Here is an 11880-nt window from a genome sequence, read left to right as displayed (position 1 = left end):
ACGGTACAACCGCCCGGGGGCGGCGGCGCCACAATCCAAACCGGGCCGCCGCCCCACCGCCACCCTTCGGGGCACGCGGGTGCGGGGGTGGGGGCGAAGGGCCGAAACCGGCGCTCGGGACCGGACACCGGCGCGGGCACGGGTCCCCCCTCGGACCGTGCCCCGCGCCGGTCAGCCGGTCACGAGGTGTGCGGGCAGTTGCCCCGGTACTCCTCGATCGTGGTCGAGGGACTCGGCAGCGGGCACAGGAACTGCTCGTAGCGGGTGTCGTTGTCGATGAACCGCTTCAGCCAGGAAATGCTGTACTTCGCGATCGTGGTGTTGGAGCTGTTCGGCGTGGAGTGGGTGGCGTTGTTCAGCTCCAGGTACGCCTTGTCGAGGGAGGCGGGCAGGCTCGTGTAGAAGGGCTCCGAGTGCGAGGCCACCGGCGCCACGGTGTCCCCGTCCGCCCCGACGATCAGGGTCGGCGTCTGGATCTCCGGCCACGTCTTGTCCGTGTTCCAGCCGGTCAGCGGGATCGCCGCCTGGAGCGAGGGACGGCTCTTCGCCGCCTCCAGCGTGCCGCCGCCGCCCATGGAGTGGCCCATGACACCGAGCCGGGTGCTGTCGATCCGGGTGCGGACGGAGCTGGTCTGGGTCAGGTAGTCGAGTGCGGCCAGCAGTTGGGTGCCGCGGGCGGCGGGCTGGTCGAGCGTGGAGAGCGTGTCGATGGTGAAGACCACGAAGCCCTGGGAGGCGAGCCGCGGTCCGAGCCAGGCGACGGACGACTGGGAGGCGGTGAACCCGGGCGCGATGGCGACGGCGCCGAAGGTGCCGTCGCTGGTCGAGGTCGGGTAGTAGACCGTGCCGCCGCCGAAGGTGCTGACGGACGCGGACGAGACGGTCGTCCGGGAGACGGCGTACGGTCCGGTGGCCGCCTCGATGCTCGACTGGGTGGGGGCCGGCCCGCGCTCGTACGGGTTGTCGGCGGCTGCCTGCGTGCCGACGGCCTGGGCGCCGGTCTGGCCGGCGACGAGACCGCCCGCGGCCAGCAGGGCGGCGAGGCCGGTCCGCATCAGCAGGCCGGTGCGCCGGCCCGTTCTGCGGGCGGCCGGAGCGGCGGCGGTCGTGACGGGAGGTGCGCTGCTCGTGTGCTCCACGGCGGGTGTGTCCTCTCGGGGTGTGGGGGGTCGACGGACCCCCGCCGCGTGGTGCGCGTGCCGCCCTTGGCGTGGGGCACTCTGTCGGGCACGCTCCGGCGCGGCGGGGTCCGTCGTGGTTGAGTGCGGGAGCAACTGTGTTGCCCCACCCCGTATCGCGCATCGGCAGAATCACCGGCCTTCTGCCGCCCCTTGAGAAGCACGGGAACGCACAGGTCACAGACGTGACATGGGTGACCGCACCTCGTACGGGCGCACCCGCCGCGCCCGCCGCACACACGGAACGGCCCGTTCGGGCAGCCGGGGCCGCCCTGAACGGGCCGTTCGGTCATCCACGGTCACACGCCGCGCAGCCGGAGAACGGGCCGGTACGCGCTCAGCGCACAGCGCGCCCCGCCCCCCGCAGCGTCTCCTTCACCTCGCCGATGCGCAGATCGCCGAAGTGGAAGACGGAGGCGGCGAGGACCGCGTCGGCGCCCGCGTCGACGGCCGGCGGGAAGTCGGCCGGCCGGCCCGCGCCGCCGCTGGCGATCAGCGGCACGCTCACGTGCTTGCGTACGGCCTCGATCATCTCCAGGTCGTAGCCGTCCTTGGTGCCGTCGGCGTCCATCGAGTTGAGCAGGATCTCGCCCGCGCCGAGTTCGGCGGCCCGGTGCGCCCACTCGACCGCGTCGATGCCGGTGCCCTGGCGTCCGCCGTGGGTGGTGACCTCGAAGGAGCCGTCCGCCGTGCGGCGGGCGTCCACCGAGAGGACCAGCACCTGGCGGCCGAACCGCTCCGCGATCTCCCGGATCAGCTCGGGCCTGGCGATGGCGGCGGTGTTCACGCCGACCTTGTCCGCACCGGCCCGCAGCAGCTTGTCGACGTCCCCGGCCGTACGGACGCCGCCGCCGACCGTCAGCGGGATGAACACCTGCTCGGCGGTGCGGCGCACCACGTCGTAGGTGGTCTCGCGGTTGCCGGAGGACGCCGTGATGTCCAGGAACGTCAGCTCGTCGGCGCCCTCGGCGTCGTAGATCTTGGCCATCTCGACGGGGTCGCCCGCGTCGCGCAGGTTCTTGAAGTTGACGCCCTTGACGACCCGGCCGTTGTCCACGTCGAGGCAGGGGATCACCCGGACCGCGAGGCTCATGCCGGCGTCACCGCCCCGGGCTGCCGGTACGCCTCCACCTCGACCTCGACCACCAGGCTGGGGTCGACGAAGCCGGAGACGATGAGCAGGGACGCGGCGGGCCGGACGGAGTCGAACAGCTCCTTGTGGGCCCGGCCGACCTCCTCCACGTCCCGGGCGTGGGTGAGGTACATCCGCGTACGGACGACGTCCTCGCGGCCCAGGCCCAGCTGCTTCAGCGCCTCGAAGGCCACGCCGAAGGCGTTGACGGCCTGCTCGTAGGGGTCGCCGTCGACGATCACGCCGTCCTTGACGGAGGTGCAGCCGGAGACCAGTACCAGTCCGTTCGGCAGCTCGACCGCGCGGGAGTAGCCGAAGGTCTCCTCCCAGGGCGCGCCCGTGGCGACGCGTCGTACGCCGGTCACGACGCCACCGCCTTCAGGGCCTCTTCGAGGGTGAACGCCTTGGCGTACAGCGCCTTGCCGACGATGGAGCCCTCGACGCCCCGCGGGACGAGACCGGCGATGGCGCGCAGGTCGTCCAGGGAGGAGACGCCGCCGGAGGCCACCACCGGGCGGTCGGTGGCCGCGCAGACGTTCTCCAGCAGCTCCAGGTTGGGGCCCTGGAGGGTGCCGTCCTTGGCGATGTCGGTGACGACGTAGCGGGCGCAGCCCTCCTTGTTCAGGCGCTCCAGCGTCTCGTAGAGGTCGCCGCCGTCGCGGGTCCAGCCGCGGCCGCGCAGCGTGGTGCCGCGTACGTCGAGGCCGACCGCGATCTTGTCGCCGCGCTCGGCGATGACCTTGGCGACCCACTCGGGGGTCTCCAGGGCGGCGGTGCCGAGGTTGACGCGGGTGCAGCCGGTGGCGAGGGCGGCGGCGAGGGTGTCGTCGTCGCGGATGCCGCCGGACAGCTCCACCTTGATGTCCATCGCGCCGGTGACCTCGGCGATCAGCGCGCGGTTGTCGCCGGTGCCGAACGCGGCGTCCAGGTCGACCAGGTGCAGCCACTCGGCGCCCGCGCTCTGCCAGGCGAGAGCGGCTTCGAGCGGGGAGCCGTACGAGGTCTCCGTACCGGACTCGCCGTGCACCAGGCGGACGGCCTGGCCGTCGCGGACGTCGACGGCGGGGAGGAGTTCGAGCTTCGAAGCCATCACAGGGTTCCGATCCAGTTGTTCAGCAGCTGCGCTCCGGCGTCGCCGGACTTCTCGGGGTGGAACTGGGTGGCCCACAGGGCGCCGTTCTCCACGGCTGCCACGAAGGGCTTGCCGTGCGTGGACCACGTGACCAGGGGTGCGCGCATCGCCGGGTTGGCGACCTCCAGGGTCCAGTCCGCCACTCCGTAGGAGTGGACGAAGTAGTAGCGCTCGTCGGGGCCGGTGCCCGCGAACAGCTGCGAGCCGTCCGGGACGTCCACGGTGTTCCAGCCCATGTGCGGGACGACCTCGGCCTGGAGCGGTTCGACCGTGCCGGGCCACTCGTCCAGGCCCTCGGTCTCCACGCCGTGCTCGATGCCGCGCGCGAAGAGGATCTGCATGCCGACGCAGATGCCCATGACGGGGCGCCCGCCGGCCAGCCTGCGGCCCACGATCCAGTCGCCGCGCGCCTCCTTCAGGCCGCGCATGCAGGCGGCGAAGGCGCCGACGCCGGGGACCAGCAGGCCGTCGGCGTTCATGGCCCTGTCGTAGTCACGGGTGATCTCGACGTCGGCTCCCGCGCGCGCGAGGGCCCGCTCGGCGGAGCGGACGTTGCCGAAGCCGTAGTCGAGAACGACGACCTTCTTGGGGGTGCTCAATTCCACACCTCCAGCCTCAGGACGCCCGCGGCCAGGCACATCGCGGCGCCGATGGAGAGCAGCACGATGAGGCTCCTGGGCATGTCCTGCTTGACGAACGAGTAGATCCCGCCGAGCAGGAACAGCCCGACGACGATCAGGATCGTGGAGAGCCCGGTCACAGCATCCCCCCGTTCGCTTCTCCGCCCGCGCGGCGCAGAGGTGCGGCCATCGTCGTCGTCTGCGGCCCGGCGGCCGCGCGTGCGTCGCTCACAATGCGCCCTTCGTGGAAGGGAGGATGCCCGCCGCGCGCGGGTCGCGCTCGGAGGCGTACCGCAGGGCCCGGGCCAGCGCCTTGAACTGGCACTCCACGATGTGGTGCGCGTTGCGCCCGTAGGGCACGTGCACGTGCAGCGCGATCTGCGCCTGGGCGACGAAGGACTCCAGGATGTGCCGGGTCATCGTGGTGTCGTACTCGCCGATCATCGGCGCCATGTTCTCGGGCTCGGTGTGCACCAGGTACGGGCGGCCCGAGAGGTCGACGGTGACCTGGGCGAGGGACTCGTCCAGCGGGACCGTGCAGTTGCCGAAGCGGTAGATGCCGACCTTGTCGCCGAGCGCCTGCTTGAAGGCGGCGCCGAGCGCGAGGGCGGTGTCCTCGATGGTGTGGTGCGAGTCGATGTGCAGGTCGCCCTCGGTCTTCACGGTCAGGTCGAACAGACCGTGCCGGCCGAGCTGGTCGAGCATGTGGTCGTAGAAGCCGACGCCCGTCGACACGTCGACCTTGCCCGATCCGTCGAGGTCGATCTCGACGAGGACCGAGGTCTCCTTGGTGGTGCGTTCAACACGGCCCACGCGGCTCATGCGTTCTGCTCCTTCTTGAGTTCGCGTACCGCATCGAGGAACGCGTCGTTCTCTTCCGGGGTGCCGGCGCTGACCCGCAGCCATCCGGGCACTCCGTTGTCGCGGACCAGGACGCCCCGGTCCAGGATCCGCCGCCAGGCGTCTTGCGTGTCGTCGAACCGCCCGAACTGGACGAAGTTCGCGTCGGACTCGGTCACCTCGTAACCCAGTCCGCGCAGTTCGGTGACGAGCCGGTCCCGCTCGGACTTCAGCTGCTCGACGTAGCCGAGCAGGGTGTCGGTGTGCTCCAGGGCGGCGAGCGCGGTCGCCTGGGTGACGGCCGACAGGTGGTACGGCAGCCGGACGAGCTGGACGGCGTCGACCACCGCCGGGTGCGCGGCGAGGTAGCCGAGGCGGAGCCCGGCCGCGCCGAACGCCTTGGACATCGTCCGGGAGACGACGAGATTCGGCCGACCTTCGAGCAGGGGCAGCAGGGACTCGCCGTGGCTGAACTCGACATACGCCTCGTCGACCACCACCATCGACGGCTTCGCCGCCTGCGCCGCGTCGTACAGCGCGCGGACCGTCCGCGGCGGCAGCGCGTTGCCCGTGGGGTTGTTCGGTGTGGTGAGGAAGACGACGTCCGGCCGGTTCTCGGCGACGGCCGCCTCGGCGGCGGCGAGGTCGATGGTGAAGTCGTCCTCGCGCGGCCCGGAGATCCAGCCGGTGCCGGTGCCCCGGGCGATCAGCGCGTGCATCGAGTACGAGGGCTCGAAGCCGATCGCCGTGCGCCCGGGTCCGCCGAACGTCTGGAGCAGTTGCTGGATGATTTCGTTGGAGCCGTTGGCGGCCCAGACGTTCGCCAGGGCGACCGGGTGGCCGCCGGTCTTCGTGAGGTAGGCGGCCAGGGCGGTGCGCAGCTCGACCGCGTCCCGGTCGGGGTAGCGGTTGAGGTCGCGGGCGGCCTCGCGGACCCGCTCGGCGATCCGCTCGACCAGCGCCTCGGGCAACGGGTAGGGGTTCTCGTTGGTGTTCAGCCGGACGGGGACGTCGAGCTGGGGCGCCCCGTAGGGGGACTTGCCGCGCAGCTCGTCGCGGACCGGCAGGTCGTCGATCCCGAACGTGCCGGGGATCGCGGAGGTCGTGTCCGTCACTGGCCCGGCACCTTCCATCCGAAGCGGGCCTTGATCGCGGCACCGTGCGCGGGCAGGTCCTCCGCCTCGGCGAGCGTCACCACGTGGTGGGCGACGTCGGCGAGCGCGTCCCGCGAGTAGTCCACGATGTGGATGCCGCGCAGGAACGACTGGACGCTCAGGCCCGAGGAGTGGCAGGCGCAGCCGCCGGTGGGCAGCACGTGGTTGGACCCGGCGCAGTAGTCGCCGAGCGAGACCGGCGCCCAGGGGCCGACGAAGACCGCGCCCGCGTTGGTGACCCGCTCGGCCACGGCGGCCGCGTCGGCGGTCTGGATCTCCAGGTGCTCGGCGCCGTACGCGTCGACCACTTTCAGGCCCTCGGCCACGCCGTCGACCAGCACGATCGCGGACTGCTCGCCCTTGAGGGCGGGGGCGATCCGGTCGTCCACGTGCTTGGTGGCGGCGACCTGCGTGGTCAGTTCCCGCTCGACCGCGTCGGCCAGGGCCGCCGAGTCGGTGACGAGGACGGCGGCGGCGAGCGGGTCGTGCTCGGCCTGGCTGATCAGGTCGGAGGCGACGTGCACCGGGTCGGCGCTGTCATCCGCGAGGACGGCGATCTCGGTCGGCCCGGCCTCGGCGTCGATGCCGATCTTCCCGGCGAAGTAGCGCTTGGCCGCGGCGACCCAGATGTTGCCGGGCCCGGTGACCATGTTGGCGGGCGGGCAGGACTCGGTGCCGTACGCGAACATCGCGACGGCGGTCGCGCCGCCGGCCGCGTACACCTCGTCGACGCCGAGCAGCGCGCAGGCCGCGAGGATCGTCGGGTGCGGCAGGCCGCCGGACTCCTGCTGTGCCGGTGAGGCGAGGGCGATCGACGGGACGCCGGCCTCCTGCGCCGGGACCACGTTCATGATCACGGACGACGGGTAGACCGAGCGGCCGCCCGGCGCGTACAGCCCGACGCGCTCGACGGGCACCCACTTCTCGGTGACCGTGCCGCCGGGCACGACCTGGGTGGTGTGCGCGGTGCGGCGCTGCGCGCGGTGGACCAGCCGGGCCCGGCGGATCGACTCCTCCAGGGCCGCGCGCACCTCGGGGTCGAGCCCTTCCAGTGCCTCGGTGAGCGCCCCGGCCGGAACCCGTACGGTCTCCAGGCGGACGCCGTCGAACCTCTCCGCGTACTCGATCAGCGCCGCGTCCCCGCGATGATGCACGTCCTCGCAGATCGGCCGCACCTTCTCCAGGGCGGCGGACACGTCGAAGTCGGCTCGGGGCAGCAGGTCGCGCAGGGCGGCGCCCTCGGGGAGGGCGGCGCCGCGCAGGTCGATTCGGGAGATCACATGCTCAATTCTCTCAGACGGCGATCGGGCGCCGGACGGCCGTATCAGTGGCTGATACACACCACGGGCGGGCGGCCCGACCATGGCCGGAATGGGAGGTCAGGGGGGCGGCGGTGCGATCCCCTGGCCCGGCCGGAGTTCCGGCGGTCCCGGAACGGGCAGAACGGTTGTGCGAACCACCGAGTAGCTGGGGAGGAAGGGAAGCGAAGTGAGTGAGGGTGCCGCCCGCAGCGGCGACCTGCCCGACGGGCTGACCGCCGCCGAGGCCGGCATGTGGCTGGCCTTCCGCAACGGCACCGTCTACGACCTGCGCAGCGGGGACGGCGTCGCGGACGATCCGCACGGCGTCCACCCGTGGGGCCCGGAGCGCAGCGTACGGGCCCGGATCGTGGCCTGGCTGCTGCTCGACGGCCCGCCCGCCCTCGACGGCCGGGTCTCCTCGCTGAAGCTGACCGGCATCCTGATCACCGACACCCTGGACCTGTCGGGCGGCACCATCGGCCCGTACCTGGAGATGAAGGGCTGCCGGTTCGAGAAGGAGGTCCTGCTGCCGGAGGCCAGGTGCTCCACCGTGCGGCTCGTGGACTGCTCGGTGCCGCGCCTGGAGGCGGCCCGGCTGCACACCGAGGGCGACCTGCACCTGCCGCGCTGCCGCTTCGCCCGCGGGGTGCGGCTCAGCGACGCGCAGATCGGCACCGACCTGCTGCTCAACCAGGCCGTGGTCCACCGCGACCGGCGGATGCGCTCGGTCACCGCGGACGGGATGACCGTCGGCGGCGACCTCCAGGCCGAGATGCTGGAGTCGTACGGCGAGCTGAGCCTGCGCAGCGCCAAGGTCGGCGTCTCGCTCAGCCTGCGCGGCAGCCGGCTGGCCAACCCCTACGGGCGGCTCGCGCTCAACGCCCCGCAGCTCACCGTCGAGCGCACGCTCTATCTGACCCCGGCGGGCGTCGGGAACCCGCTGATCATCGGGACCACGCCGGCGCACGGGACCCGGCTCCAGAGGTTCGTCTGCCAGGGCGGGGTGCGGCTGGACGACGGGCGGTTCGGGGACGCGGTCGACCTCGACCAGGCCCGCTTCGTCTTCGAGGACGACCAGGAGCTGTCGCTGCGCCGGGTGCAGACGCCCGAGCTGCGCTTCCTCGGCGAGCAGCCGGAGCGCGGCAAGGTCGTCCTGTCGGGCGCGCGGATCGTGAACCTGGTCGACAAGGCGGCGGCCTGGCCGGGCCCCGGCGCCCTGCACATGGGCGGCTTCACCTACGAGGCCCTGGTGCCGCGCGGCGCCTTCCCGCTGGCCCGGCGCCTTCAGTGGGTGGCCGCCGCGACCGCCGAGTACAACCCGGAGCCGTACGAGCGGCTGGCGACCGTGCTGCGCAACTGCGGCGAGGACGAGGACGCCCGCGAGGTGCTGCTCGCCAAACAGCGCCGCCGCCGCGAGACCCTGCCCCTGGCCGGCCAGCTCTGGGGGTACGTGCAGGACTTCGCGGTGGCCTACGGGTACCGGCCGGGCCGGGCGGCGATCTGGATGGCGGTGCTGTGGGCGGCGGCGACACTGGCCTTCTCGCACTCCGACCATCCGCCCATCAGCCGCGACGACCGTACGGCGTGGAACCCCGCGCTGTTCGCCCTGGACCTGCTGCTGCCCGTCATCGACCTCGGCCAGGTCAGCCACTGGCGGCTGCGCGGCGGCTGGCAGTGGCTGGCCGCGATCGTGATCCTGCTGGGCTGGACCCTGGCGACGACGGTGGCGGCGGGGACGACGCGGCTGCTGCGCAGGAACTGAGAGCCCGCGGCACAGCCGCGGGACAGGGGGCCGTCAGCGCCCGAACAGGACCCGCACAACGCCCCGACAGGCACCTTTCACCACTCTTTGACCGTGCTCCGTACAACCCGGCAACGTTCACAAAAGCGTCACGGCCGCCCCTCTGGCCGTCCCCCTGCCCGCCGCTTTCAATGGTCTTCACCATGTCAGTGCTACGCGCGTTCGTCCGGGCGGTCCGGATGGCCGGGAACACCTCGTACCTCGCGGTCGGACTGCCCGCCGACGACGAGGTGCTGCTCGACGCGCCGGACGAGCAGCTCGCGCCCGCGCTGGTCGCGGCCTCCCGCGGCGAGTACGGCCCGGTGGCCAAGGTGCTCGCGCTCAGCCGGGAGGCCGCCGAGTGGGAGAACCGCGACCGGTACGCGATCCGCCTGGCCGCCTTCGCCCGCTCCCGCGACGAGTGGCTGCTGCGCTGGCAGGAGGCGGCGCCGCACGACCCGGACATGCTGCTGGTCAGGGCGGAGCTGGCGGTCCGCCGGGGCTGGGAGTCGCCCGCCCGCGCGGAGCTGCTGCGCCAGGTCGGCCCGCTGATCACCGCCGCCGCCGAGGGCGACCCGCGGGACCCCGTGCCGTGGCGGATCGCGCTCGACCAGGCCCGTGGCACGAACGCGGGGCACACCGAGTTCGAGCAGCTGTGGGCCGAGGCCGTCCGCCGCTCCCCGCACCACTACGGCTGCCACGTGGCGGCGCTCCAATACCTGTCCGCCGCCTGGTACGGGTCGCACCGCGAGTGCTTCGACTTCGCCGAGCGGGCGGCGCAGGACGCCCTGCCCGGCTCACTGGTGCAGGCGCTGCCGGTCCGGGCCGCCTTCGCGTACCTCACCGAGGGCGGCGGGCCCGCGGTGCTGCGCGAGCGGCTCGACGCGGCGGCCGATCTGGCGGTCGAGGTCTCCGCCGCCCACCCCGTCGCCACCCCGTGGCCCGCGGAGGTCCGCAATCTGCTCGTGTACGTCCTGGTCCGGCTGGAGCGCTGGCAGGACGCCCTCGCCGAGCTGCGCAGGACCGGCCCGTACGCCACCTCGTTCCCCTGGGACCGGATCTCGGACGACCCGCTCGGCCAGTTCCTCCAGCTGCGCGACGGGGTCCGCCTCGAGGTGGCGGCGGGGCTGCCACTGGGCCGGGCCGCGGGGCCCCGCCGGCCGCGAGAGGACCGGGGCGGGCACCCCGGTCCCGGCGCCCATTAGGCTTGCCGGTCGTGACCACCGTCCGGCTGCCGCTCTTCCCGCTGAACTCGGTTCTGTTCCCGGGGCTCGTACTGCCCCTGAACGTCTTCGAGGAGCGTTATCGCGCCCTGATGCGCGACCTGCTGAAGACCCCCGAGGACGAACCGCGCAGGTTCGCCGTCGTCGCCATCCGCGACGGCCACGAGGTGGCGCCCAGCGCGCCGGGCATGCCGGACCGGACGGCCGTCCTGGAACGCGGTCCGTCGGCCGGTTTCGGCGAGGACCCGGCCGCCGCCTTCCACGAGGTGGGCTGCGTCGCGGACGCGGCGACGATCCGGGAGCGGCCCGACGGCAGCTTCGAGGTGCTGGCCACCGGGACGACCCGGGTGCGGCTGCGGTCCGTGGACGCCTCGGGCGCCTATCTCACCGCCGAGCTGGAGGAGCTTCCGGAGGACCCGGGGGACGAGGCGGGGGCGCTCGCCGAGGGCGTCCTGCGGGCCTTCAGGCAGTACCAGAAGCGGCTGGCCGGTGCCCGGGAGCGCTCGCTGTCCACGGGGGCGGAGCTGCCGGACGAGCCGTCCGTCGTCTCGTACCTGGTCGCCGCCGCCGTCATGCACGACATCCCGGCGAAGCAGCGGCTGCTGCAAGCCCCGGACACCGCCTCGCGCCTGCGCGAGGAGCTGAAGATGCTGCGCAGGGAGACGGCGATCATCCGTAATCTGCCGTCCCTGCCGGCGGCCGAACTGACCCGCGGCCCGACCAGCCTGAACTGACACCCGCGACGCCCGGCACGGTCGCGACACCTGGGAAGACGATGGCGAAGAAGTCCAAGAAGCAGCAGTCCGGCGGTACCCCGGCGACGGTGGCGCTGACCGCCGCGGGCGTCGCGTACACGGTGCACGCCTACGAGCACGACCCCGCGCACCCGTCGTACGGGGAGGAGGCCACCGAGGCGATGGGCGTGTCCCCGGACCGGGTCTTCAAGACCCTGGTGGCGGACGTGGACGGCGCCCTGGTGGTGGCCGTGGTGCCGGTGGCGAACTCGCTCGATCTGAAGGCCCTGGCCACGGCGGTCGGCGGCAAGCGCGCGGCGATGGCGGACCCGGCGGCGGCCGAACGCACCACCGGGTACGTGCGCGGCGGCATCTCCCCCCTGGGCCAGCGCAAGAAGCTGTCCACCGTCCTCGACTCCTCCGCCGGGCGGCACGCCACGATCTGTGTCTCGGCGGGCCGCCGCGGCCTGGAGGTGGAGCTGTCCCCCGGCGATCTGGCGCGGCTCACGGAAGCCGTGTCGGCCCCCGTCGCCCGTGCGTGACCTCTCGACGCGCGCGCCGTCCTCGGTTAAGTACGAGGGGCATGTCGAAGAAAACACGCAAACGCAAGTGGCGCGCCAGAAAGGGCCGCGCGAACCACGGCCGCAGGCCCGCCTGAACCCTCCGGAGAGACCGGGCCGGTCACCGCTCCGGCGGATCGGCTCGGTCCTCGGCGCCCTCGGGCAGAAGAGCCGCACGCCACGGCCGCAGGCCCGCCTGCGGCCCCGCAGGGACCGGACCGGCCGC

The 11880-nt window shown here is 73.0% G+C and carries 13 protein-coding genes; 4 read left to right on the top strand and 9 right to left on the bottom strand.

Translation table 11 applies throughout. The annotated features are described in order from the left end of the window. Nucleotides 1–179: 179 nt before the first annotated feature. The 9 genes from ACFV6E_RS39070 to hisD form a co-directional block, all read right to left on the bottom strand. On the bottom strand, nt 180–1055 hold the full coding sequence (locus ACFV6E_RS39070) for an alpha/beta hydrolase family protein (RefSeq protein ID WP_385468298.1): 876 nt from the start codon (nt 1053–1055) through the stop codon (nt 180–182). A gap of 460 nt (nt 1056–1515) precedes the next feature. Beyond that, nucleotides 1516–2271 carry an imidazole glycerol phosphate synthase subunit HisF gene (gene hisF, locus ACFV6E_RS39065; protein WP_385160120.1) on the bottom strand — a complete coding sequence of 252 codons (756 nt, stop codon included), beginning with the start codon at nt 2269–2271 and terminating at the stop codon, nt 1516–1518. Further along, nucleotides 2268–2675, bottom strand: a complete 408-nt coding sequence (locus ACFV6E_RS39060; protein WP_385160122.1) for a RidA family protein — start codon at nt 2673–2675, stop codon at nt 2268–2270. The genes hisF and ACFV6E_RS39060 overlap by 4 nt, the downstream gene beginning before the upstream one ends. Then, nucleotides 2672–3400 carry a bifunctional 1-(5-phosphoribosyl)-5-((5-phosphoribosylamino)methylideneamino)imidazole-4-carboxamide isomerase/phosphoribosylanthranilate isomerase PriA gene (gene priA, locus ACFV6E_RS39055; protein WP_385468295.1) on the bottom strand — a complete coding sequence of 243 codons (729 nt, stop codon included), beginning with the start codon at nt 3398–3400 and terminating at the stop codon, nt 2672–2674. Before priA ends, ACFV6E_RS39060 begins: the two co-directional genes overlap by 4 nt. Then, nucleotides 3400–4047, bottom strand: a complete 648-nt coding sequence (hisH, locus tag ACFV6E_RS39050) for an imidazole glycerol phosphate synthase subunit HisH (RefSeq protein WP_385160126.1) — start codon at nt 4045–4047, stop codon at nt 3400–3402. The genes priA and hisH overlap by 1 nt, the downstream gene beginning before the upstream one ends. Next, nucleotides 4038–4202 (bottom strand): hypothetical protein, encoded by a 165-nt coding sequence (locus ACFV6E_RS39045; RefSeq protein ID WP_385160128.1) that lies wholly within the window; start codon nt 4200–4202, stop codon nt 4038–4040. Before ACFV6E_RS39045 ends, hisH begins: the two co-directional genes overlap by 10 nt. 88 nt (nt 4203–4290) lie before the next feature. After that, entirely contained in the window at nt 4291–4884 is a 594-nt protein-coding gene (gene hisB, locus ACFV6E_RS39040) for an imidazoleglycerol-phosphate dehydratase HisB (RefSeq protein ID WP_010987556.1), read from the bottom strand. Then, the gene (locus ACFV6E_RS39035) at nt 4881–6017 is read right to left on the bottom strand and encodes a histidinol-phosphate transaminase (protein WP_385160131.1); all 1137 of its coding nucleotides are present in this window, start codon (nt 6015–6017) and stop codon (nt 4881–4883) included. The genes hisB and ACFV6E_RS39035 overlap by 4 nt, the downstream gene beginning before the upstream one ends. Continuing rightward, the gene (gene hisD, locus ACFV6E_RS39030) at nt 6014–7336 is read right to left on the bottom strand and encodes a histidinol dehydrogenase (RefSeq protein WP_385160133.1); all 1323 of its coding nucleotides are present in this window, start codon (nt 7334–7336) and stop codon (nt 6014–6016) included. Before hisD ends, ACFV6E_RS39035 begins: the two co-directional genes overlap by 4 nt. Before the next feature lie 208 nt (nt 7337–7544). Between hisD and ACFV6E_RS39025 the strand changes: the two genes are divergently transcribed. From ACFV6E_RS39025 to ybaK, 4 genes are all read left to right on the top strand, one after another. Continuing rightward, nucleotides 7545–9119, top strand: a complete 1575-nt coding sequence (locus ACFV6E_RS39025) for an oxidoreductase (protein WP_385160135.1) — start codon at nt 7545–7547, stop codon at nt 9117–9119. A gap of 182 nt (nt 9120–9301) precedes the next feature. Continuing rightward, nucleotides 9302–10342, top strand: coding sequence for a hypothetical protein (locus ACFV6E_RS39020; RefSeq protein WP_385160137.1), 1041 nt, complete (start codon nt 9302–9304; stop codon nt 10340–10342). Between the two features lie 11 nt (nt 10343–10353). Continuing rightward, the gene (locus ACFV6E_RS39015) at nt 10354–11094 is read left to right on the top strand and encodes an LON peptidase substrate-binding domain-containing protein (RefSeq protein WP_385160139.1); all 741 of its coding nucleotides are present in this window, start codon (nt 10354–10356) and stop codon (nt 11092–11094) included. Nucleotides 11095–11135: 41 nt separating this feature from the next. Then, entirely contained in the window at nt 11136–11636 is a 501-nt protein-coding gene (gene ybaK / locus ACFV6E_RS39010) for a Cys-tRNA(Pro) deacylase (RefSeq protein WP_385468292.1), read from the top strand. Nucleotides 11637–11880 lie beyond the last annotated feature (244 nt).

This window comes from Streptomyces sp. NPDC059785, assembly GCF_042732375.1.
GTDB lineage: Bacteria > Actinomycetota > Actinomycetes > Streptomycetales > Streptomycetaceae > Streptomyces.
Note: the sequence above shows the minus strand (reverse complement) of the source record. Positions and strands in the feature narration are given on the sequence as shown.

Excerpts from the sequence above, each read along its gene's own strand:
- ACFV6E_RS39070 (WP_385468298.1), bottom strand. The coding sequence starts at position 1,055 with ATGCGGACCGGCCTCGCCGCCCTGCTGGCCGCGGGCGGTCTCGTCGCC.
- hisF (WP_385160120.1), bottom strand. The coding sequence starts at position 2,271 with ATGAGCCTCGCGGTCCGGGTGATCCCCTGCCTCGACGTGGACAACGGC.
- priA (WP_385468295.1), bottom strand. The coding sequence starts at position 3,400 with ATGGCTTCGAAGCTCGAACTCCTCCCCGCCGTCGACGTCCGCGACGGC.
- hisB (WP_010987556.1), bottom strand. The coding sequence starts at position 4,884 with ATGAGCCGCGTGGGCCGTGTTGAACGCACCACCAAGGAGACCTCGGTC.
- ACFV6E_RS39020 (WP_385160137.1), top strand. The coding sequence starts at position 9,302 with ATGTCAGTGCTACGCGCGTTCGTCCGGGCGGTCCGGATGGCCGGGAAC.
- ybaK (WP_385468292.1), top strand. The coding sequence starts at position 11,136 with ATGGCGAAGAAGTCCAAGAAGCAGCAGTCCGGCGGTACCCCGGCGACG.